General features: G+C 59.0%; 22 protein-coding genes and 1 pseudogene. 10 read left to right on the top strand and 13 right to left on the bottom strand.

Annotation, left to right across the window (positions count from 1 at the left end; all coding sequences use genetic code 11):
• Nucleotides 1-50: 50 nt before the first annotated feature.
• Nucleotides 51-260: a hypothetical protein gene (locus tag ACFVTJ_RS01000; protein ID WP_386903851.1), complete on the top strand. Its 210-nt coding sequence runs from the start codon at nucleotides 51-53 to the stop codon at nucleotides 258-260.
• Nucleotides 261-498: 238 nt separating this feature from the next.
• Here ACFVTJ_RS01000 and ACFVTJ_RS00995 read toward each other — a convergent pair whose 3' ends face one another.
• From ACFVTJ_RS00995 to ACFVTJ_RS00970, 6 genes are all read right to left on the bottom strand, one after another.
• Complete coding sequence (locus ACFVTJ_RS00995; RefSeq protein ID WP_386903849.1) at nucleotides 499-2,445, bottom strand: methyl-accepting chemotaxis protein; 1,947 nt, start codon at nucleotides 2,443-2,445, stop codon at nucleotides 499-501.
• A 421-nt stretch (nucleotides 2,446-2,866) separates the two neighbouring features.
• Nucleotides 2,867-3,781: a homocysteine S-methyltransferase family protein gene (locus ACFVTJ_RS00990; RefSeq protein WP_386903847.1), complete on the bottom strand. Its 915-nt coding sequence runs from the start codon at nucleotides 3,779-3,781 to the stop codon at nucleotides 2,867-2,869.
• 20 nt (nucleotides 3,782-3,801) lie between these two features.
• The gene (locus ACFVTJ_RS00985) at nucleotides 3,802-4,491 is read right to left on the bottom strand and encodes an ABC transporter permease (protein WP_386903845.1); all 690 of its coding nucleotides are present in this window, start codon (nucleotides 4,489-4,491) and stop codon (nucleotides 3,802-3,804) included.
• A 10-nt stretch (nucleotides 4,492-4,501) separates the two neighbouring features.
• On the bottom strand, nucleotides 4,502-5,224 hold the full coding sequence (locus ACFVTJ_RS00980) for an ABC transporter permease (RefSeq protein WP_386903843.1): 723 nt from the start codon (nucleotides 5,222-5,224) through the stop codon (nucleotides 4,502-4,504).
• Nucleotides 5,225-5,236: 12 nt separating this feature from the next.
• Entirely contained in the window at nucleotides 5,237-6,013 is a 777-nt protein-coding gene (locus tag ACFVTJ_RS00975) for a transporter substrate-binding domain-containing protein (RefSeq protein ID WP_386903841.1), read from the bottom strand.
• 41 nt (nucleotides 6,014-6,054) lie between these two features.
• The gene (locus tag ACFVTJ_RS00970) at nucleotides 6,055-6,834 is read right to left on the bottom strand and encodes an ABC transporter ATP-binding protein (RefSeq protein WP_386903839.1); all 780 of its coding nucleotides are present in this window, start codon (nucleotides 6,832-6,834) and stop codon (nucleotides 6,055-6,057) included.
• 752 nt (nucleotides 6,835-7,586) lie between these two features.
• Between ACFVTJ_RS00970 and ACFVTJ_RS00965 the strand changes: the two genes are divergently transcribed.
• Nucleotides 7,587-8,654, top strand: a complete 1,068-nt coding sequence (locus ACFVTJ_RS00965; RefSeq protein ID WP_386905227.1) for a GNAT family N-acetyltransferase — start codon at nucleotides 7,587-7,589, stop codon at nucleotides 8,652-8,654.
• Between the two features lie 42 nt (nucleotides 8,655-8,696).
• Here ACFVTJ_RS00965 and uppG read toward each other — a convergent pair whose 3' ends face one another.
• On the bottom strand, nucleotides 8,697-9,776 hold the full coding sequence (gene uppG, locus ACFVTJ_RS00960) for a polysaccharide biosynthesis glycosyltransferase UppG (protein ID WP_386905225.1): 1,080 nt from the start codon (nucleotides 9,774-9,776) through the stop codon (nucleotides 8,697-8,699).
• A 2-nt stretch (nucleotides 9,777-9,778) separates the two neighbouring features.
• Entirely contained in the window at nucleotides 9,779-10,849 is a 1,071-nt protein-coding gene (gene uppI, locus ACFVTJ_RS00955) for a polysaccharide biosynthesis UDP-hexose transferase UppI (RefSeq protein WP_386903837.1), read from the bottom strand.
• Between the two features lie 211 nt (nucleotides 10,850-11,060).
• Here uppI and uppH point away from each other — a divergent pair, with 211 nt between their 5' ends.
• Both uppH and uppJ read left to right on the top strand, forming a co-directional pair.
• Nucleotides 11,061-11,972, top strand: coding sequence for a polysaccharide biosynthesis endo-1,4-beta-xylanase UppH (gene uppH / locus ACFVTJ_RS00950; protein ID WP_386903835.1), 912 nt, complete (start codon nucleotides 11,061-11,063; stop codon nucleotides 11,970-11,972).
• Nucleotides 11,973-11,980: 8 nt separating this feature from the next.
• Entirely contained in the window at nucleotides 11,981-12,925 is a 945-nt protein-coding gene (gene uppJ, locus ACFVTJ_RS00945) for a polysaccharide biosynthesis UDP-hexose transferase UppJ (protein ID WP_386903833.1), read from the top strand.
• A gap of 21 nt (nucleotides 12,926-12,946) precedes the next feature.
• Here uppJ and ACFVTJ_RS00940 read toward each other — a convergent pair whose 3' ends face one another.
• On the bottom strand, nucleotides 12,947-13,195 hold the full coding sequence (locus ACFVTJ_RS00940; RefSeq protein WP_386903831.1) for a hypothetical protein: 249 nt from the start codon (nucleotides 13,193-13,195) through the stop codon (nucleotides 12,947-12,949).
• Between the two features lie 155 nt (nucleotides 13,196-13,350).
• The gene (gene uppL, locus ACFVTJ_RS00935) at nucleotides 13,351-14,151 is read right to left on the bottom strand and encodes a polysaccharide biosynthesis UDP-hexose transferase UppL (RefSeq protein WP_386903829.1); all 801 of its coding nucleotides are present in this window, start codon (nucleotides 14,149-14,151) and stop codon (nucleotides 13,351-13,353) included.
• A 245-nt stretch (nucleotides 14,152-14,396) separates the two neighbouring features.
• Here uppL and ACFVTJ_RS00930 point away from each other — a divergent pair, with 245 nt between their 5' ends.
• Entirely contained in the window at nucleotides 14,397-14,606 is a 210-nt protein-coding gene (locus ACFVTJ_RS00930) for a hypothetical protein (protein WP_003509414.1), read from the top strand.
• A gap of 21 nt (nucleotides 14,607-14,627) precedes the next feature.
• Here the strand turns inward: ACFVTJ_RS00930 and uppM are convergent, their stop codons facing one another.
• Nucleotides 14,628-16,250, bottom strand: coding sequence for a polysaccharide biosynthesis protein UppM (gene uppM / locus ACFVTJ_RS00925; RefSeq protein WP_386903827.1), 1,623 nt, complete (start codon nucleotides 16,248-16,250; stop codon nucleotides 14,628-14,630).
• A gap of 259 nt (nucleotides 16,251-16,509) precedes the next feature.
• On the opposite strand from uppM, the gene uppO reads away from it, so the two are divergent.
• From uppO to ACFVTJ_RS00900, 5 genes are all read left to right on the top strand, one after another.
• Nucleotides 16,510-17,925, top strand: coding sequence for a polysaccharide biosynthesis phosphomannomutase UppO (gene uppO, locus ACFVTJ_RS00920; protein WP_386903825.1), 1,416 nt, complete (start codon nucleotides 16,510-16,512; stop codon nucleotides 17,923-17,925).
• A gap of 38 nt (nucleotides 17,926-17,963) precedes the next feature.
• Nucleotides 17,964-18,260 (top strand): nucleotidyltransferase family protein, encoded by a 297-nt coding sequence (locus ACFVTJ_RS00915; protein ID WP_386903823.1) that lies wholly within the window; start codon nucleotides 17,964-17,966, stop codon nucleotides 18,258-18,260.
• Nucleotides 18,260-18,613 (top strand): DUF86 domain-containing protein, encoded by a 354-nt coding sequence (locus ACFVTJ_RS00910; protein ID WP_386903821.1) that lies wholly within the window; start codon nucleotides 18,260-18,262, stop codon nucleotides 18,611-18,613. The genes ACFVTJ_RS00915 and ACFVTJ_RS00910 overlap by 1 nt, the downstream gene beginning before the upstream one ends.
• A 104-nt stretch (nucleotides 18,614-18,717) precedes the next feature.
• The gene (locus ACFVTJ_RS00905; RefSeq protein WP_386903819.1) at nucleotides 18,718-19,119 is read left to right on the top strand and encodes a globin; all 402 of its coding nucleotides are present in this window, start codon (nucleotides 18,718-18,720) and stop codon (nucleotides 19,117-19,119) included.
• On the top strand, nucleotides 19,116-19,511 hold the full coding sequence (locus ACFVTJ_RS00900) for a DUF423 domain-containing protein (RefSeq protein ID WP_386903817.1): 396 nt from the start codon (nucleotides 19,116-19,118) through the stop codon (nucleotides 19,509-19,511). Before ACFVTJ_RS00905 ends, ACFVTJ_RS00900 begins: the two co-directional genes overlap by 4 nt.
• A gap of 6 nt (nucleotides 19,512-19,517) precedes the next feature.
• Here the strand turns inward: ACFVTJ_RS00900 and ACFVTJ_RS00895 are convergent, their stop codons facing one another.
• Together ACFVTJ_RS00895 and ACFVTJ_RS00890 are read right to left on the bottom strand one after the other, a co-directional pair.
• Complete coding sequence (locus tag ACFVTJ_RS00895; RefSeq protein WP_386905223.1) at nucleotides 19,518-19,802, bottom strand: hypothetical protein; 285 nt, start codon at nucleotides 19,800-19,802, stop codon at nucleotides 19,518-19,520.
• Nucleotides 19,783-20,106, bottom strand: a pseudogene (locus tag ACFVTJ_RS00890) (DUF2325 domain-containing protein); the annotation flags it as partial. The gene ACFVTJ_RS00895 and the pseudogene ACFVTJ_RS00890, both read right to left, overlap by 20 nt.
• Nucleotides 20,107-20,209: the final 103 nt, after the last annotated feature.

Raw genomic sequence — 20,209 nt, 5'->3', positions numbered from 1 at the left:
CTAAAAGATGGGAGACCGCTCCTTTCCCGTGCAGGAGGTGTTCGGCAAAAATGACATTGCACGTCAAACGCCTTCATCATCAAGGCTTTGCTGGCCGCTTGCAGGTCCGCCGCGAAGTGAAGGCCAGCAGATACGCCTTCTTCAACACGGGTGAGACCCGGCGATGCTGCTCCGCCGGAGACGGCGGCCACAGCGTCAATTTTTCGGAAAAAACACGCGAGATCGCCAGCTTGCGGCGTCAATCTATTTTCCTGCAATAATATTATAATAAAAAACTTTATAATCGGTTCACAAAGAAACCCAAACCGATCTCTGCAATGACCGATCCCGGGCCAGGATCATCCCGGCTATCGGGCGCGGCGTCCTGCAACAATAGACAGTGGCGATGTCATAAAATTATGCCACGCAGACGATTTCCGCCTGCGTGGCATTTTGACGTCGGTCATTAGGTACAGTTCGGTCTGAGTTTGGACCGGAGACTGCCGCGCCGTTTGCGCTTCAGAACTCCTGCCAGTCGCCCTTTGTGTCCAAAGCAGCATTGCCCGAGAATGCCGAGGCAAGCTTGCGGCCGAGCGCCCGCGCAGGAGATGTCACCGATCTGTCGCTGCCCGCAGCACTGCGAACCGGAGCCGGTTGGCTCTTCTGCTGATAGGCGGCATCGCCAAGCCTGAACTGCGACAGCAGCTGGTTGAGCGACGCCACTTCCTTGGCAAGGCTATGGCTTGCGGCATTGGTCTCTTCCACCATCGCCGCATTCTTCTGCGTGTCCTGATCCATCTGGTTCACAGCCGTATTGATCTGCTGCAGACCCGAAGACTGTTCCTGCGCCGCTTCCACGATAGAGACGACGTGGCGGTTGATTTCCTGCACTTCGGACACGATGGTCGCCAGCGCTTTGCCGGTATCGCCCACCAGCTGCACGCCCTGCTGCACCTGATCGTTCGACGTGGTGATCAGCGCCTTGATCTCTTTTGCCGCATGGGCGGAACGTTGCGCAAGTTCGCGCACTTCCTGTGCCACGACCGCAAAGCCCTTGCCCGCCTCGCCCGCACGCGCTGCCTCCACACCGGCATTCAGCGCCAGCAGGTTGGTCTGGAAGGCAATCTCGTCGATCACACCGATGATGTTGGAGATCTCATTGGCGGATTTGGCAATCTGTTCCATGGCGACCACGGCGCGGCGCACCACATCGCCGGATTGTTCGGCACCGGCCTTGGCACGGCTGACGATCTGGCCCGCCTCCTGCGCACGCCGGGTGGAATCCCGCACCGTCGTGGTGATCTCTTCCAGCGCCGCAGCGGTCTCTTCAACGGCGGCAGCCTGCTGTTCGGTGCGCTTGGCCAGATCGTCGGCAGCCGACTTGATCTCGTTGGCGCCTGCACCGATGCCACCGGCATTCTGTGCAACCCGTGTCAGCGCCGATTGCAGCTTCTCGGCCGACATGTTGAAGTCGTTACGAACGCCATCGAGCGTCGCGGTGAACGGCTGGTCGATGCGATAGGACACATCGCCATCCGAAAGCTTCGAAAGGCCAGCTGCGAGATTGTCGACGGCGAATTTGACGTCGGCTGCTTCCTTTGCCTTCTGCTGCTCGCGCGCGATGCGGTCTTTCTCCGACATCGACCGATTGGCTTCGGTTTCCTGCTCCAGACGGATGCGCTCGATCGCACTCTCGCGGAACACCTGAACCGCGACCGCCATCTGGCCGACTTCGTCCTTGCGGTCCATGCCATCGATCTCGGCCGCCGTATCGCCGCCGGCCAGCGACGCCATGCGCTCACGCAGGCGGGCAATCGGCGTTGTGATGCCACGCGAGGCCACGAAGAGTGCGAGAATGATACCCACTGCAAAAGCGGCGCCCACGACGACGAGCGACGTCAGGATCGTGGAATTCGTCTGGTCGGTCAGATCGTCGCTGCCCGTTACGACGCCCTTAGCAAGCTTGTCCAGCAGCGCCGTTATGGTGGCCGTCGTTGTCTTGATGGAGGCATCCGCCTTGACGAGTTGCGCAGCAGATTCCGCGTTCTTGTTCGCCATTCCAAACTCGACAGCCTTGTCGGTAATTTGCGCGATGGACTGGGATTGCGCGATCAAGGTATCGACAGTGGCGCTCTCTTCCGGAAACACCATCTTGACATTGCCCAGCCGCTTCAGAAGCTCGCCTTTGCTGTCACTATAGGCCTGGCTGGCAACTTTGATTTCCGGAGCATTCGCGTCGTAAGCCATGACCTGATAGGCGCCATAGGCCAAGGCAACGAGATTGCGGTTTGCCCGCGCAAGCTCCACCAGCGCGGCATTGTCGCTGGCGATGAATTCGGAATAGAGCGTATCGGCTTCTTTGTAACGGGTGGCCATGAACGCGGTGGCGCCAAGACCGACGATGCAGAGCGGTAAAATGAGTGTCAGGATTTTGGTGCGGATACTGGCGTTGTGAAGAAAGGACACGGGAAGCTCCTGAAATGGATACCGCTCCTTTCCCGTGCCGGAGGTGTTCGGTAAAAATGACATTGCACGTCGAAAGCCTTGATCATCAAGGCCCCATCAGCCGGATCGTCCGCCCTGTCGCAAACTGCATCATGCATCTGCCCCGCGGGGGGATGCCTGCCCTGAAATCTAGGCAAGCACCTGTTCCGGGAATCCGGCGGCGACACAGCAGACGAAAAAGACTGTCCGCAACAGGAAGAAGCTCAAGAAACAGTACTTTATAATATTCTTTTATTTGCTTACTAATACAACAATTATACTTTAAAACTTTAAGATTCCTTTATGCCGTATGATCTGCTTCGAGCGTGCATGGGATAAAAAACGGCAGGCCTTTCAGCCTGCCGCATGCATTCTTCCGATAGTGGCGTTTGGAGCGGTAGCGTCAGGCGGCCGCGTGCCGCAATGCCGTTGCCACCGTGTGGATATGGGCAGCGCCAATGCCGCAGCAGCCGCCGATCATGGTTGCGCCGGCATCCGCCCAGGAGCAGGCGAAACGCGAATAAACATCGTCGGTCAGATCGGCGCGCGTACCGTGCAGACCTTCATTGGCGGCGGAATCGCCCTGTTCGCCTTCGAAAGCATTGGCATAAACGCCGATCTCAAGCGAAACGCCCTTTTCCGCAAAGACGGCGGCGGCGGTTTCAACGGCGGCTTTCATGATTTCCGGCTTGCTGCAGTTGAACAGCAGGGCAGCCGCACCCGATTGCGCCGCCCATTCAGCGGCAGCCTTCACCGTTTCGCCAGAACGCAGCGCCGGTTCGCCGCCAGCGACCGCTGCCGCATCGTCATTCAGCGTGAAGGAGATCCAGAACGGCTTATCCGTTGCGGCAACGGCCTGACGCACCGCCTCGCCCTCGGCGATCAGGCTCAGCGTCTCACCGAGCCAGACATCGACGGAAGGAGCGAGATTGTCGACCAGCACCTTCAGATAGTCCTGCACCCGCGTGGCATCGAAATTCTGCGGCTCGTAGGAGCCGAAGATCGGCGGCAGCGAACCGGCCACCACGACATCACGGCCGGAAGCATCCGCCGCTTCGCGCGCCAGCCTGCCCGAAAGGGCGATCAGCGATGCGCCATCCTTCTGGAAACGCTCTTCGCCGATGTGGAACGGCACCAGCGCATAGGAATTGGTGGTGACCACATCGGCACCGGCCTCGATGAATTCCGCATGCACCTGCCGCACGATGTCAGGCGAATTGATCAGCGCCAGCGCCGACCATTCCGGCTGTTTCAGCTCGGCGCCGAGCCGCTGCAATTCACGGCTCATGCCGCCGTCGAGGATACGCAAAGTGGCCATGTTCATACTCCTTGAACGATTTATCGCCGCACCGGCACCTGCCGTTCGACAAGACCGAAACAGCGGGCGATGATGGCGGTGAGAATGAGATAAAAGACGGTAACGACAATCAGCGGCTCATAGACCAGCAGCGTATCCTGCCGCACCTTGTAGGCGACGGCGTAGAGGTCCATCACAGTGACCGTAAAGGCAAGCGGCGTGGCCTTAAGCTGCATCACCACTTCACCGGCGATGGTCGGCAGCGCGATGCGGATGGCGCGCGGCAGCCAGATGCGGCGAATGAGGGTAAAGCGGCCCATGCCGAAAGCCCGGCCCGCCTCCAGTTCGCCTTTCGGCACAGCCAAAAGCGCGCCGCGCAGCACCTCCGCCTCATAGGCCGCATAATTCAGCGTGAAGCTGACAGCCGCGAAGAAGAACCCTTCGCGCAGCACCGGCCACATGAAGCTCTGGCGCAGGCCGGGGATCATCGGCAAAAACGAGCCGACGCCGTAATAAAGCAGCCAGAGCTGGATGAGCAGCGGTGTGCCACGAAAGAAGGTGCAATAACCCCGCGCCAGAATTTTCGTTAGCCGCCCGCCGCTGACCTGCGCAAAGGCAAGCCCGATGGCCAGCACGAAACCGATGCTGACGGAAATGACGAGCAGCGCCAGCGTCTGCCAGGCACCGGAGAGAAGCAGCGGCCAATATTTGGCGACCCATGAAAAATCCATGCCGTTCCCCTTACGCCAACGTTGGCTGGCCGCGCCGCACCCGGCGTTCCAGCAGCGAAAAGACGAGATTGGAGACGAGCGTGATGGCGAGATAAAGGAACGCCGCCGCCAGGAAAAACAGGAAATATTGCTTGGTGCTGGCCCCTGCCAAGCGCGTCGCCAGCGCCAGTTCCTGATAACCGACAACGGCCACCAATGCGCTGTCCTTGGTCACGGCAAGCCAGAGATTGGCAAGGCCCGGCAGCGCGTTCGGCAGCAATGCCGGCAGGACCACACGGCGGAAACGCAAGAAGGGCGACATGCCAAAGGCGCGCGCCGCCTCGATCTGCCCGTTCGGCACGGCAAGAATGGCACCGCGCAGCACCTCGGTCATATAGGCACCCTGTACGAAACCCAGAACCGCAACGGCGGCAACAAAACCGTTCACCTCCAGCGGCGGCATGCCAGCCAGGAAAAGCAGGCGGTTGAGCCCATCCGTACCGGCATAATAAAGCCCGACTATGAGAATGAGCTCAGGAACCGCGCGGATCGCTGTGGTGTAGAAATTGAGCAGCAGGCCAAGCGGCCTGTTGCCGGAAAGCTTGCCGAGCGCGCCGGCAAGCCCGATGACGATACCGATGAGGTAAGCACCGGCGGAAATGGCAAGCGTCGACGCCGCACCCTTCAAAAGGGTGCCGCCCCATCCCGGAGGATAGGGTGACAGAAGCTGCAACGTGGTTTCAAGACTTGCCATTGCTGTGACCGATCAGGGCTTGCTGCCGTAGATGTCGAAGCTGAAATACTTCTTGGTGATCTCGTCATATTTCCCACTGGCGCGGACGGCGGCGAGAGCGGCGTTCAGCTTGTTCTTCAGTTCCGTATCCTCCTTGCGCAGGCCGCCGGAAACGCCAAGGCCTAGGATTTCCTTGTCGTCAGCAACATTGCCCATGTCGGCGCAGCAATCCTTGCCGGCATCGCTCTTCACGAAGGCATCGAGAACCAGCGAGTCGCCGAAGACATAGTCGATACGGCCGGCTGCCAGATCCTGAAATGCCTCGTCCAGCGTCTGGTAGGTCTTTTCGTCAGCAACAGCAGCGAAATATTTCTTGTAATATTCGGACTGGATTGTCGCGACCTGAATGCCGATGGTCTTGCCCTTGACGTCTTCCGCTGCCGCACCGGGCTTTTCGCCCTTGGCGCCGATCAGCTTGCTCGGCGTGTTGTAATATTTGTCGGTGAAATCGATCACCTTCTGGCGTTCTTCCGTGTTCGACATGGACGACCAGATGACGTCGAATTTCTTGGTCTGCAAGGCGGGGATCAGGCCATCCCAGGACAGCTCGACGATCGAGCATTTTTCCTTCATTTCCGCGCAGACGGCGTCCATGAGATCGATTTCCCAGCCCTGCCACTTGCCGCTGGCATCCTTGGCGAAGAAGGGCGGGTAGGATTCGTTCATGATGCCGAAGCGCACGTCGGCGCTGGCCGGGAAGGCGGAAACCGCAAATGCCGTTCCGGCGATCAGCGTGGCGAAGAATTTCATTCAAGTCTCTCCTGTTAAATATGAACTGTCCGGCTAAAGGATCAATTGGCCAGCGCGCCGGTAAATTCCCGGCAGCGGGCGCTGATGGGGTTACCGAAAACCTGCGCCGGCGGCCCTGCCTCCTCCACCCGGCCCTGATGCAGAAACATCACTTCCGAGGAAACATCCCGCGCAAAGCGCATTTCATGGGTGACGAGCAGCATGGTGCGGCCTTCCTCGGCCAGGTCACGGATGACCTTGAGCACTTCGCCCACCAGTTCCGGGTCAAGGGCCGAGGTGGGTTCGTCGAACAGCATCACCGCCGGTTCCATGCAGAGCGCGCGCGCAATGGCGGCACGCTGCTGCTGCCCGCCGGACAGAAACGCCGGATAGGCGTTTTTCTTGTCATAAAGGCCGACCTTGTTCAGCAGGGCCTCGGCCTTTTCCACCGCTTCATGCCGCCTGACGCCCAGAACATGAACCGGCGCCTCGATGACGTTTTCAAGAACGGTGCGGTGGGCCCAGAGATTGAAATTCTGAAAGACCATGCCAAGCCCGGTCCGCAGTTTCTCCACCTGCCGCCAGCTTTTCGGCACGGCCTTGCCGTCCCTGCCTGCTTTCGTGGCGATCTCTTCGCCATTAACGATGACCCGGCCACGATCCGGCGTTTCGAGAAAGTTGATGCAGCGCAGGAAGGTGCTCTTGCCGGAACCGGACGAGCCGATGATCGAGATGACATCACCCTTGTGGGCTTTCAGCGAAACGCCCTTCAAAACTTCATGCGTGCCGAAGCTCTTGTGGATGTCATCCGCCTCGAGCGCACAGGCGCCGTTATCTGTCATCTATTGACCTTACCGATCCGTTTTTTAGTGCCGGCCACGCCAATATCCGGAATTCCGCGCTGAGACATGCACAATAACAAAGACTTGTGCCGCGCATGTTTAGCGAAAATCGGGGCAAACGCGCGCAACAATCGGCTCTTTTACATATTTGCCACGAAAAATCATTTCAAAATTCATCCGAAGCGGATTAGCGATGAAAGCTGCTGCGCGAGGAACACCGGGGCTATGCACGTTGCGGAGGGGGCAAATTGCAGGAAGCCGCCGGCACCGAAACGCATGCTTCGAATAGCCAATTACAGGTCTCCTGCGAAATCTCATTTTAGTTATTCAAGATGCACGTATAAATAGCACAAAGATTATTTACCACCGCCGCCAACAATCAAAACCGGGATCTTCGTTTTCCGAAAAATAGACTTCGCCACCCAGGAAATATCGATCAAATCTGTATCATATTCACCTTTTGGTTGCCTGTTTAAACATAGTTTGTTAACTTACTACACGACAGGCGATATCTCGTAACAGACTGATACAAGGGCATTTTATTTTCCCGCGAAGCTTTGCGGACGGTGCACTTCACCGGTTTTATATCTATATTAATACGTTCGAATATACGCTTCCTATGGTTGCTTTCTTAATGCGCAAAAAGCTGGAGGCCGAAGGTGGACGTTCAGATGCACACCAATATTGGCGATGGCGACCGCGGTCAGCCGACACAACGCCCGGTTCAGTCGAGCATCGCCGGCGTGCGACCCATGCGAAGGGATGACGTGCCCGCCGTCGAAGCCGTCCTCAACAGCGCTTTCAGGAAGACCGGGCAGGAGCGCAATTTCGACTTCCGCTCCTATATCGAAAAACTGTTCTTCGGCAGCCCCGCCTTCAGCCCGGAGAATGGCAGTGTCCTCTACGACACGGGCGACAGGGTCACCAGCGTCATTCTTGCCGTGCCCATGCGTTTTGTCGTCCATGGAAAACCTGTTACCGCAAGGCTGCTGTGCGCCTTCGCATCGGACGGGAAACTCGGTGCGCTCGGCGCCGCCCGCCTGTCGCGCGGCATGCGGGCATCGAAACACGACATGCTGTTCTCGGATACGGCCTCTCCCGTCAGCGCCGATCACTGGGTGACGATCGGTGGCAACATGCTGCCGATTGAAAGCCTGCAATGGCATAAGGCGCTCAAACCCTTCTGCACGATCGCGCTGCGTATGCCGCGCCGTTCCAAACTGGCCAAAACCACACTTGCCCTGACGGCGCTCGGTTTCGTGGATGGAATTCTGCGACGCTGGAAGAAGGGTTTAAGACCGCCGGAGGTCGCCGGCGCCAGGGTGAGAGCCGTGGATTACGAAACCTTCCGCCGCGAAGCGCTCGCAAAGATCGAGCGGTTTTCCATTCGTCCGGAATGGTCCTACGAGGAGTTCCATTGGCTGGTGGATATGAGCAGGGCCAATGAAAGCCTCGGCGAACTGAAAAGCGTGGTGATCGAGAGTGCCGAAGGCCATGTCATGGGCGCCGCACTGTTTTTCGGTCAGCGGGGGCGGACGGCCTATGTGCTCAACCTCGTCTGCGATGCCGGTCGCGAAAACGATGTTCTCAACACTCTGTTCCGCCATTTCTATGACGAGAATTATGCCCACATCACCGGCATGTCTCAGCCATTCCTCATCAATGCGCTTTACCGTCAGAACCATATGAGCTTCCGCCACGATGGTTATTTCTGCATGGCCACCCGCGATGACGCGCTGAGGGAAAAGGCGTTGGCCGGCGACATCTATATTGGCGGGTTGTGCTCGGAAAGCTGGAGCAAACTCATCACTGACTATTGAGGTTCCTGCCAGGCCCGGGAACGGAACACGGGCGCGACGCCCTCAAGCTTTGCTGAACCGCCCGACATTCGCCGAGATGAGATGGCGCAGCGCTTTCGCGTAACGTTTGGAGCGTGTCTTGGCCGCCAGCGCGCTTCCCCAGTCCACCATCGAACCGTTAATATCGAAATCACCGAGCTGGCCTTCGGGAATATCGCCCTTTTCGATGCGCTCGACAATCGAGGGAAGAGCCGCATAGAACTCCGGCGACCGATAGGGCGGATGCAGCGAATACATGCCCTTGCCCGTGCCGAGAAAATCGAGCCGGTGGACGCCGACGCGCATCATGTTGGTGCTCAGCACTTCCTCGGCGGGCATGGAGACCGGCTGCTGGTTATAGGCATAGGAGCGGATACGCCGTTTGACATCGGGCCGGAGCAGTTCCAGCGAGCCAATCCTTTTCGCAAGACGGTCCATGTCGATCATGAAAAGCCGAGTGGAAACGGTGGCGAAACGCCAGGTAGGAATGCGCGACGGCAGCTTGCGCGGCTCGGGGATGTTCTTCACGCCCGGCATACCGACATGGCGGGAAATATCGAGATCGCCGCGAACCGTCGGCGGTCCGGAAAAGGGCGTGATGCACAGCGCATTCGGATTGGCCTTCTGCAGCGCAATCGCCTCGCTGAACCAGCTCTGGCTGCCGCCGCCGAACATCATGTCGCTGTCCATATGCAGCACGTAACGGGCATTGGCGCGTTTCAGACCGTAGAAATAGACATGGAACGGCCCGCCATCGAAAGCCTTGGCGGGATAGGGAATGGGAGAGCGCGAAAAGAAGGTCTGCGTCACCGCATCACGCGCCGAAGCGCTGTAATCGACGATATCCACGGAGAGATGCGGATAATTGATCTGCATTTCGTCCAGCATGTCGAAGAGACGCTGGCGCGCTGAATCGAACCCATTGCCCTTGTACCGCCCTGCCCCCACCTGGCCAGTATCGACCGTCAGCAGAATGCGGTCCACCTGCCCGCCCCAGACCCTGAGCTGATGCGGCAGCGTCAGGGCCGCATGCGGGGCATCGAACGGATGGAGATTAATCTGCAACGCCTTTTGCACGGGAGGAAGCGGCATTTCAGCATTCATAGTCATGCACCACGGTTGCGGAATTCATTGATGACGGCCATCATGGGTTTTTCGTTGAAACTCCAGTCCAGCGGCAGCGGCCGGTTGGCGGTGCCGTCGCGGCGCGGATAGGCCCAGCGGATCCAGCTATATTGGTCCGAAATGCCCCATGTGGTGATGGAGGAAAGCGGGCCACCTGCGGAAGCAGCCTCCAGAAACTCGCGCACCTGACCGGTGATCAGCATGTCACGCTCGGCCTCCGTTGTGGGCAACGTCTGGTCCATCACGTCAAGCTCCGTCACCAGCACGGCAAGACCGTAACTGCGCATTTCCGTCGTGAAGGCGGCAAGCTCGTCCTTGGCGATGGGCCAGCCGCCGCGCAAATGCCCCTGCAGGCCGACGGCGTTGATCGGCGCGCCCTTTTCGAGCAGTTCGAGAATGAGATTGCGAAAGGCGGCGCGTTTGGCCGGCGATTTCTCGGCGGCAAATTCGACATCATATTCGTTGAGCACGAGTTGCGCCTTCGGATCGACCGCATGGGCAAGGTCGAAAGCCTTCTTGATGGCATCCGGCCCGGCACCGTAATACCAGGCATCGCGCCGCGCACGCACATTGGCAGGCACATCGGGGATCGGTTCATTGACCACATCCCAGCTGTGGATCACGTCTTTGTATCGCTCCATCACGGTGACGATATGGTTTTCCATCAGCTTCTCGACTTTTGCGCCGCCGCCGACGCTGGCAAGCCAGGGTGCGTTGGAGGCATACCAGATCAGCGGATGGCCATGCATGGAAAGCTTGTGCTGGCGTGCGAAATTGGCGATTGCATCCGCGGCGGCGAAATCGAAAGCGTCTGCCGAAGGCCGCATCACCTCCCATTTCATTTCGGTGACAGGGGTAATACGCGAGCAATATTTCACCACCGCCTCGCCGATGCGGCTATCGGCGTTGAGATCAGGCAGGTAGACGGCGGCACCATAGGGGGCAGTCTTGATCGTGGTTTTTTTCTGCGCGGCAAGGGCCGGGCCGGCCACGGCATGCAACAGGCCAGCGCTTGCCGCACCACCCAGAAAATTCCGCCGCCCGATCCGCATCAACCCGCCTCCACAACCCAAGCGCCTCTGCATCCGAAGGGATGACCGCGCTCTCATTCCCAAAACATAACATTCCAATCATAGGAAAAGGATATTAAAGATTTGCAAGGTTAACCGACGCTATACCACGTCATAATTGGTGATCCCGGCTTAATGCGGTAGTAACTTCACTGTGAGAATGCTTGGCCCGCCCCTTATGGAGTTGAAAAGCTTGGTCTCCGTTTCGATTGTCATTCCCGTTCGCAATGGCGAGCGTTACATCGTGGAAGCGATCGAAAGTGCGTTGCTGCAGGGCGAGACAATCCGCGAAGTGCTTGTCGTCGATGACGGCTCCACCGACTCCACCGCGCAAAAGGTGGAAGGGTTTTCCGATCCCCGCGTCAAATTGCTGGCCCGGCCGCAGGGCAGGCAGGGCGTTTCCGCCGTGCGCAATTTCGGCCTGTCGCAGGCGCGCGGCGAATGGACCATGTTTCTCGATGCCGACGACCGCCTGAAACCGGGCGCCATCGATGCCCTGTGCGCCGGTATTTCCGGCCCTGAAGTGGTCGCCGTCTACGGCGATTATGAGCGCATCGATGAAAACGGCGTCAAGATCGGCCGGCGCAACCTCATCCGTCGCCGGGAAAAGCCTGACGGTTTCATTCTAGAGCCGCTGCTCGGCGGAAACTTCATCGTCAATGGCGGCATCATGCTGGTCAGGACCCGCATCTTTCAGGACTTTGGCGGTTTCGATGAAACGTTGCGTTATGCGGAAGACTGGTATGGCTGGTGCAGGCTTGCCGCCGCCGGCCGTTTTGTCTATCTGCCCGGCCGCCATGTGCTCGATTACCGGGTGCACAGGACAAGCGTGATGATGAACAGGCTTTTGACCTTCCGCGACTGCGAACCGGCTATCGAAGCCGTGTTTTCCGATCCCGCCATCGTTGCCGCCGTCTCCCCGCAGGAACTGCAACGGCTTCGCCGCAAATCCGAGAACCACATGAATGCCTATACCGTTGCGCAGGCCTTCCGCGCCCGCCGCTACCGCGAGGCCTTTTCGGCGCTGGCCGACACCATCCTCAACCGCCCGCGCCAGAGCCTTCGGGCCGTCGTTTTTTCCGCCGCCGCGATTGCCGGAATTTAGGAGTTTCCATGCCCGAGATCATGCCGGAAGCGGTGGTCTGCATTCCAAGTTTCCGTCGACCGGAAGGCCTGAAGAAGACGCTTGCATCGCTCGCAGCCCAGAAGGTCGATTTTTCCTTCGCCGTGGTCGTGGTCGATAATGATGGTGCAGGCCAGCAGGGCCTCGGCGTCGCACGTGCCTTTTTCGCCGAAAACGGTATGGCCGGTCAGGCATTGGTCGAGCCGACCCAGGGCAATTGTTACGCCATCAACACCGCATTCCGCACCGCCCGGCAGAGCTATCCTTCGGCAGAATGGTTCCTGATGATCGATGACGACGAGGCCGCCTCCCCCGTCTGGCTCGCCGAAATGGTGTCGGCGGCAAAATCCTTCAGCGTCGATATTGTCGGCGGACCGGTCAATCGCGAATTCGACGCACCAGCTTCCAAGGCGGTTCTGTCGCATCCGCTGTTCGGCTCCATCGAAGCGCCGACCGGCCTTGTCGAGCAAATCCACGGATCGGGCAATTGCCTGATCTCGCGGCGGGTGTTCGAAACCCTGCCGAAACCGGAATTCGACGTTCAGTTCAATTTCCTCGGCGGCGGAGACATGGATTTCTTCACCCGCTGCCGCAAGGCTGGTTTCAAATTCGCCTGGAATGCACGCGCCATCATCATCGAATATGTGCCGGAAAGCCGCATGGCGCCGCGCTGGATCATGGAGCGCTCGCTTCGCACCGGTATCATCAATTACAGCATCGATCGCGCCCGCCGCCCCGGCCTGAAGGGCGGGCTGCTGCTCGCCGCCAAAAATGCCATAAGCCTGTGTCTGTCGCTGGTGCGCGCCGTTTCCGCCGGGCTGAAAACCGGCGCATTGTTGCCCGCCACCCATCCACCGCTAATGTCCATCGGCCGCGTGATGGCGAGCCTCGGCATCACGCTCACACCTTACAAGGCGCCGGCGAAGAAGAGCTGATGCCATCTCCTCCCGTAACGGTTATCCCAGTGTCTTTTGCCTGCCAAAAGACATTGGGCTCGCGCGCCGTTTCTGCAAGCCGAACGACGAAAAGGCCGTCGCAAGTACGAGGAGCGGCACGAGCACCGGCCAGAAGAAACAAAGGACAATGCCGGTTACCCGATAAAAATCCCAGCTCTTGTCGCGACGGGCGCCTTCAATATAGGTCATGGCGAGAGAGGTAACGGTGCCAATTCCATATATGAAAAGAGAAATGGACGTAATCACCATTGGTGGCCTCAAAATATCTCTGATTCGAATAAATTTGTAATATTTGTGCAGTGTAGCGCAGCCGTTCGCAGTTGCAACGGGTTTCGGCGCCGAAGCGCATCGATTCAATATGTTAGGAAAATCTCACATGATCGGATGAGGACGGCAGCGCTAATCTAGCGGTTCTGACCCGAAGCGCCAAAGCGATACTTCAGCAGCGAATATATGGCGATCGGATTGGTCAGCAGGTAACGTTTTCCAAGACGCTTCGGCTCAAGCATCGCCCGGTAAAGCCATTCCAGCCCCATATCCTGCATCCACTGCGGCGCGCGGCTGTTCTTGCCGGCGATGAAATCGAAAAGGCCGCCGCAGGTCTTGATCACGGCGATGCCGGAAAGCCTGTCCAGATTGCGCGAAACGAAGCGCTGCTCGAGCGGAATGCCGAAGCCGACCCACAGAATATCGGTCTTCGATGCGACGATATCAGCAATGATTTCCTCCCCGCGACCGGGACCGAAGTAACCATTATGGCGCCCCGAAAAGACGAGGCGCGGATAAAGCCTCTGCATTTCCTCGACCGCCGCACGGTTGACCTCTTCGGAACCGCCGAGGAAATAAAACCGGCTGCCCGTCTCTTCGGCTCGTTTCGCCACCGCATGAACGAGATCCGTCGTTGCAACCCGTTCTCTCAACGCCCGGGCGCAGAACTTGCGGGAGAAGATCACCAGCGACATGCCATCGGCGTGAATCTGGTCCGCCTGCCGCAGAATGGCGTCGAATTCGCTGTCGTGGTGGCAAAGCGCGATGACCTGACCGTTTGCGGACGTCGAATAAAACGGCCTTGCACCCGGCGCACGCTCCGTCGTCGCACGCACGATGAAATCCCGCGCGGTTTCATCGATGGTTGCGTCAGTAATGGGTAGGGACGCAAGAGAAATAACCGGCCAGCAATGACCAGTCTCCTCCATCTGCGGCATCTCTCCCCCTGTCATAGTCTGTCCGGTGTCCAAGATAGGCATCGTTTCATTGTTAAAGTCACGCTTATGCTTAGAATATAAGACTTCAAACACTACGAAGAACTATCATTAATATTTTTATAAATCCCTTTGCGAAGCCCTATTTTATACCCCTGAAGGTTGCGCGCCGTGTCCGCGGCCTATTCCGGTTTTCGAGCCGATGGGTTAAGGGACGCCGACATTCAAACCACGGAAGGGCTCTGGCCATGGAAACAATCTCGATCGACAATCGCGGCGATTTCGGCCTATGGGCGATAGAACGGGCAAAGGAAATCGTCGCCAACGAGGCCTCCGATCTTGCGATTTCGGTTCGCGACGGGGACGAGGCCGGCATTCGCGATGCGGGCAATGCGCTGGGTGCCGCCATCGCCGCCGCTCTCCTTGAGGTTTATGATGGTCTGATCTCGGAAGAATAGGTCGGCAAGGGGCCCCGGGGCTTAACGCGCCGCGGCTTCCGCATGATCGTCCCGACGCAGATAACCCCAGAGACCGAGCGCCACGGCAATGCCAAGACCGAGGAACAGGCCACCCGCACCGCCGGCAATCAGGAAGGTCAGCTTGCCCGGCGGCCAGCTTCTGGAATTGGGCGCGACCGGCTGCGAAATCACCCGCACATTGGTGGAATCGATCGACTGCTGTTCGGCCAGCTGGCGCGAGCGGGTGAGGTAAGTCTCGTAGATCGCCGCAGCCGAGCGGGCGTCGCGATCAAGATCGCGCAGCCGCACCTGCGCCTCATTGTCGGTAAAGACATTGGCGCGCTCCGCCACCGCTTTCAGCCGTAGCGCATCGAGCGAGGAGCGCGCTTCTGCGACATTGATCTTGGCCGCCTGCAGAATGCGCCGCGCCTCGTCCGCCATTCCCTGCTCCAGCATCGCCCGCTCCGCACCCGCAGTAGCAAGCCGCGGATGGCGCGCGCCATAGGTCAGCGTCATCGCGCCGATCTGCTGTTGCAGCGTGCTGTATTGGGCGCGGATCGTATTCATCGTCTGGCTGTCGAAGATCGCATCGCTCTGGGTGCGGTTCTGGGCAATCGCCGCCTCCATCTGCTTCAGGCGCGATTCCTCCTGAATGAGGCGCTGCTGGGTCGCCAGCACCTGCGCATTCAGCTCGCCGGAAGCGAGATTGCTGACAAGCTGGCCATTATTTTCCTGCAAGCCGTTCTCGCGACGGAAATCGGCCACGCGCTTTTCGGCGGCGGTAACATTCTCACGCATTTCCTCAAGCCGCTTCTTGAGATCGTCAACGACGCGCTGACTGCTGTCGGAGTTCGTCTGGAACAACTCGCTTTCGAAGGCCTTCACAATGGCCTTGGAGACGGTCACCGATTTTTCGGCATCATTGGTCCATACCGAAAGCGTGACGACGAAGGAACGCGGATCACGTTCCGCCGCCACCCGGTCGCCCAGCGAACGCAGTGCGCCGACGCGGTTATCGCCATCATCGGGCTTCGATGAAAACATCGCCTTCAGCCGCGCAAGCGGCGGCGGGCTGATAAATTCAGGGTCCTGATCGAGCTTCAACTCATCCACCACGCGCGCCAGCACGTTACGTGAGGTGATGGTGCGCAGCTTGCTTTCCACCTCGAGAATCTGGGTGTCGCGCTGCTGGTTGGGGGAAAACACCCCGTCATTGACGACGTTCAGGTTGGAGGGATTAACGACGATATCCGTATAGGCCTTGTAGCGCGGCGGGGTCATGGAGGCGTAAGTCAGCGCGCCGGCGACGCAGAGAATGATCGCCAGCACGATCCAGACGATACCCTTGCGCAGCCAGACGAGCACGTCATCCACGCCGATCCTGTCGATATATTTGAGGCCGGGCAACATGGAGGCCAGGCCGTCGCTCGGTGATGCCGCCCTTACCGGTGTCACGGCCGGGGCTGGCTCGGCAGCGGCCGCCTTCGGTTTCGGCTCGAGATGCTCTTTCAGCACCGTGCGCTCGAAAACCTCGTCCTCATCCACCAGATCGTCCAGCAGGGAACCATGGGTTCTGGCGGCGGGCGCCGTTTTTTCATCGAGCGGACGTGCCTGCTTATGTCCCGCCTTTTGAAGCCTGTACATCAGCCAATCCAACTCGAACGAACCACAAAAAAGGCCGGCAACACAGTATTCCCATCGTCGCCAGAGCCGCCATCGACGGACAAGTTTAAATATGACGGGTGAATTTTAGGTTACCCGCACGATTTCCGCCATCATCGCCTATTCGTGGCCGCCGTGAAAGCGATGATTGACTTGAATGGATCGATACGGTTCTTTCAACCGTTATATTTTTTCATTATCCCTTTGCCCCTCAAATGATTTTATGGAAACGGAGTTTGGAATGAGCCTGAAATTCGGAACGAGCGGCCTTCGCGGCCTCTCTGTCGATCTGAAAGGAAAAGCCTCGGCCGTTTATGCCACGGCATTTGCAAGGCACCTTCTCGCATCGGGCCAGGCAAAGGCGGGCGACCCCATTCTCGTCGGCCGCGATTTCCGCGATTCGAGCCCGGATGTCTCCGCCACCTGCATCGCCGCGCTGAAAAAAGCGGGCCTCACCCCGTTCGATTGCGGCACCGTGCCCACACCGGCGCTTGCCCTTTACGGCCTGTCCCTGAAGGCGGGTGCGCTGATGATAACAGGCTCGCATATCCCGGCCGACCGCAACGGTATCAAGTTCTACCGCCCGGATGGCGAAATCGACAAGCGGGACGAGACGGCGATCGCAGCCCTCGCTGCCGAAATCGAAGCGGAAGGCATCAGCGACGAAGCGGGGGCCGCCGAAGACCATTCCGCCATCGCAGCCGAACTATTCTACGAGCGCAACATCGCGCTGCTGCCGGAAAAGGCGCTCTCCGGCCTCAAGATCGGCGTTTATCAACACAGCACCGTGGCACGCGATCTCTTTGTCGATGTCCTCGCCCATTATGGCGCCGATGTTGTGCCGCTCGGCCGCTCCGAAACCTTCATCCCCGTCGATACCGAGGCAGTCTCGCCGGAAACGCTGTCGCTTCTCAGGAAATGGTCGCCCGAGCGCGGTCTCGACGCCATCGTTTCCGCTGACGGCGACGGCGACCGTCCGCTGCTGACCGATGAAAACGGCGTGCCGCTGCGCGGCGACCTCATCGGCCTCATCACCGCCAATTTCCTCGATGCCGGCGTGGTCGTCACCCCCGTCACCTCCAATTCGGGCATCGAGGCAAGCGGCTCCTTCGAAGTCATCCGCACCAAAGTCGGCTCGCCCTTCGTGATCGCCGGCATGGCAGAGGCGCTCGCCGCCGGCAAAAACGGCGTCATGGGTTTTGAAGCCAATGGCGGCCTGCTGACGGCCTCCGCCTTCACGCTCAACGGCAGGCCGCTTTCACCGCTGCCAACGCGTGACAGCTTCCTGCCGATCCTCGCCGTGCTGCTTCTCTCTGCAGAACAAAAAAAAGCGCTGTCGCAGATCGCAGCCGCCTATAATCTGCCGGTGGCCGCGGCCGACCGCCTGGAAAATTTCGCCCAAGAAAAAAGCGCCGCCCTGATGACGCATCTGCGCGCCTCGCGGACCAATCTCGAAGCCTTCCTCGCCCCTGTCGGCACCGTGAAGGCGCTGAGCGACATTGACGGCCTGCGTGTGGCATTGACGGATGGCAGCACCATCCACTTCCGCCCTTCCGGCAACGCGCCTGAAATGCGCTGCTACGTCGAAGCCGCCAATCAGGATGAAGCCGAAACGCTTCTGAACAAGGGGCTCGATCTCATCCGCAATTTCGGGTGAGAGTGGAAGCCGCATGCGTGATGGTATAAGCTAAACGCATGAAGAGAACGGACGCGATCAAAAGACTCAAGCGACACGCCCATGCGATGAAAAGCATGGGCGTGACCTCGCTCTATCTTTTCGGATCGACAGCCCGCAATGAAGCACTCGTCTCAAGCGATCTGGACCTCTTCATCGACTATGATCCAGACCGCCGTTTTTCGCTGCTTGACCTCGTCGGTATCAAACAGTTTCTGGAAGAAGAGCTGGCAGTGGAAGTCGACGTGACGACACGCAACAGCCTCCACCCGATGCTACGGAATGATATCGAACAATCTGCAGTCCGGATATTTTAATGGCCAGACGCAGAATTGAGCCAGTTCTCGCCGAGATTCTGGAGGCCCTAAACGGCATCGAGAGTCATACTGCCGGTCTGGCACTCGTTGACTTCCAACAAAACTGGCTCCTCAAACTCGCTGTCCAGCGCGCTCTTGAAATCGTCTCCGAGGCGTCCCGCCACATACCTGACGACCTGCTGGAAATTGCTCCGGAAGTGCCATGGAAACAGATACGTGGAATCGGCAATATTCTGCGCCACGAATACCACAAGATCGCGGATGACGTTGTTTGGGCAGTCGTCACGGAACATGTAGCGCCCCTCAGAAACGCTGTTGAAGCTATTCATCGCTCCGTCAAAAGTGAAAACTGACGACTTCATCAACGCACTGTCCCAAATGTCGCACCCTGCCATTGCCCTGTTGCTCTTCCCACTCTGCGGAGCGATAAGAACCGGAGGGTCACAAGAGGCGGATTATGAGCGGCGAGACCATTACCCTTTATGAAGCGATCGGTGGCGATGCGACGGTCAAAGCACTGACCCGCCGCTTCTACGAATTGATGGACACCCTGCCGGAAGCAGCCCGCTGCCGCGCCATCCACCCCGCCGATCTCTCGGGCAGTGAAGCGAAATTCTACGACTACCTGACTGGATATCTTGGCGGCCCGCCCGTTTATGTCGAGAAACATGGTCATCCGATGCTGCGTCGCCGCCATTTCGTCGCCCCCATCGGCCCCGCCGAGCGGGATGAATGGCTGCTCTGCTTCCGCCGCGCCATGGACGAGACAATCGAGAATGTGAAGCTGCGTGAGATCATCTGGGCACCGGTCGAACGGTTGGCCTTTCACATGCAGAACCAGGAGGCGGGCAGCCAATGACCACGCAGAACGCGATCATCGCAAGCGTGCCCGGCGGGAGATTGCGGGCCTTTATTCTGCTGCTGGGCGGCCTGCTGGGTGCAGCTGGCGTGATGCTTGCCGCCGCCGCCACGCACACCGGCGAAACCTATATGCTCGGCAATGCCTCGGCCATGGCGCTGGCCCATGCGCCGGTGCTGGTGGCGCTCCACATCGGCGCAGACCGCATCAGAACCGCCATTCCGGCGGGCCTGATCCTCGGCCTCGGCACCGCGATCTTTGTCGGCGATCTTGTTTGCAGGCATTTTTTCGGCCACAGCCTGTTTCCCTACGCGGCCCCCTTGGGCGGTCTCGGCATGATCTCGGGATGGCTGGTACTTTGCGCCGGCGCGTTCCTGAAGCCGAAAAGCTGACCGGCCTTAACGCAGCATCCAGCGAAACGGCAAAATGTTGTGGCCCTTTTCCGCCGCCTCGCCGGGATCAAAGGGCGGCCTTTCACCGGGCTGGCGGGTGCGCAGATAGGGAAAAGCTACAACGTTTCGGCCTTGGGCAAGACGGTTGCGTCTTTCCCGTTCTCCAACGATTTCATACACCTCGGTCAGGGCCGGATCACCGCCCTGCTCGGCCATCTTGTGCAGTTCCACGCGGCAGGCTTCGCCCGCTGCCGGCTCTGCATCCCTGACATTATTGCGCTCGTCGCTCATCGTTTGGGGTCCGTTCATTCATCGTCTGCAGCGCCCGCTCCAGACTGGATTTGCTGCCATTGCGCAGCGGAATGAACGTCTTGCCGAATTTCTTGCAACCCGACTTCACCCGCAGACACGCATCATGGCTGATACAGTCGATCGGGCAGAAGACGCAGTCGACGGAGGGAAGCACGGTATCGATGCGCGAGACGGCCTCACGCAGACCACCATCATGGTGGATCAGTTCGGCGCCGAAATTGCTGGCGATCTGGCGAAGATGGGCAACCTGACAGTCACGGCCGCCGACGTAAAGAAAGCTTTTCGGACCGGAAAGCTGTTCTTCGGCCACCTCCTTTTCGGTCTGCGGCGCGCCCTTGCCCTGCTTGCCGCCGCGTTCGGCCTTCTTCTTTTCCTTGCGTGCCATT

It is taken from the genome of Agrobacterium sp. NPDC058088, from assembly GCF_042885035.1.
In the GTDB taxonomy this organism is placed as follows: Bacteria; Pseudomonadota; Alphaproteobacteria; order Rhizobiales; family Rhizobiaceae; genus Agrobacterium.
The sequence above is the reverse complement of the archived record's forward strand: the minus strand, read 5'-3'. Positions and strand labels throughout refer to the sequence as shown.

Excerpts from the sequence above, each read along its gene's own strand:
- ACFVTJ_RS00940 (WP_386903831.1), bottom strand. The coding sequence starts at position 13,195 with ATGGTGATTACGTCCATTTCTCTTTTCATATATGGAATTGGCACCGTT.
- ACFVTJ_RS00895 (WP_386905223.1), bottom strand. The coding sequence starts at position 19,802 with ATGAGCGACGAGCGCAATAATGTCAGGGATGCAGAGCCGGCAGCGGGC.
- ACFVTJ_RS00970 (WP_386903839.1), bottom strand. The coding sequence starts at position 6,834 with ATGACAGATAACGGCGCCTGTGCGCTCGAGGCGGATGACATCCACAAG.
- ACFVTJ_RS00980 (WP_386903843.1), bottom strand. The coding sequence starts at position 5,224 with ATGGCAAGTCTTGAAACCACGTTGCAGCTTCTGTCACCCTATCCTCCG.
- uppI (WP_386903837.1), bottom strand. The coding sequence starts at position 10,849 with ATGCGGATCGGGCGGCGGAATTTTCTGGGTGGTGCGGCAAGCGCTGGC.
- ACFVTJ_RS00915 (WP_386903823.1), top strand. The coding sequence starts at position 17,964 with ATGAAGAGAACGGACGCGATCAAAAGACTCAAGCGACACGCCCATGCG.
- uppG (WP_386905225.1), bottom strand. The coding sequence starts at position 9,776 with ATGAATGCTGAAATGCCGCTTCCTCCCGTGCAAAAGGCGTTGCAGATT.
- ACFVTJ_RS00900 (WP_386903817.1), top strand. The coding sequence starts at position 19,116 with ATGACCACGCAGAACGCGATCATCGCAAGCGTGCCCGGCGGGAGATTG.
- ACFVTJ_RS01000 (WP_386903851.1), top strand. The coding sequence starts at position 51 with ATGACATTGCACGTCAAACGCCTTCATCATCAAGGCTTTGCTGGCCGC.
- ACFVTJ_RS00930 (WP_003509414.1), top strand. The coding sequence starts at position 14,397 with ATGGAAACAATCTCGATCGACAATCGCGGCGATTTCGGCCTATGGGCG.
- uppJ (WP_386903833.1), top strand. The coding sequence starts at position 11,981 with ATGCCCGAGATCATGCCGGAAGCGGTGGTCTGCATTCCAAGTTTCCGT.
- uppO (WP_386903825.1), top strand. The coding sequence starts at position 16,510 with ATGAGCCTGAAATTCGGAACGAGCGGCCTTCGCGGCCTCTCTGTCGAT.
- ACFVTJ_RS00910 (WP_386903821.1), top strand. The coding sequence starts at position 18,260 with ATGGCCAGACGCAGAATTGAGCCAGTTCTCGCCGAGATTCTGGAGGCC.
- uppM (WP_386903827.1), bottom strand. The coding sequence starts at position 16,250 with ATGTACAGGCTTCAAAAGGCGGGACATAAGCAGGCACGTCCGCTCGAT.
- uppL (WP_386903829.1), bottom strand. The coding sequence starts at position 14,151 with ATGCCGCAGATGGAGGAGACTGGTCATTGCTGGCCGGTTATTTCTCTT.
- ACFVTJ_RS00985 (WP_386903845.1), bottom strand. The coding sequence starts at position 4,491 with ATGGATTTTTCATGGGTCGCCAAATATTGGCCGCTGCTTCTCTCCGGT.
- ACFVTJ_RS00905 (WP_386903819.1), top strand. The coding sequence starts at position 18,718 with ATGAGCGGCGAGACCATTACCCTTTATGAAGCGATCGGTGGCGATGCG.
- ACFVTJ_RS00990 (WP_386903847.1), bottom strand. The coding sequence starts at position 3,781 with ATGGCCACTTTGCGTATCCTCGACGGCGGCATGAGCCGTGAATTGCAG.
- ACFVTJ_RS00965 (WP_386905227.1), top strand. The coding sequence starts at position 7,587 with ATGCGAAGGGATGACGTGCCCGCCGTCGAAGCCGTCCTCAACAGCGCT.
- ACFVTJ_RS00975 (WP_386903841.1), bottom strand. The coding sequence starts at position 6,013 with ATGAAATTCTTCGCCACGCTGATCGCCGGAACGGCATTTGCGGTTTCC.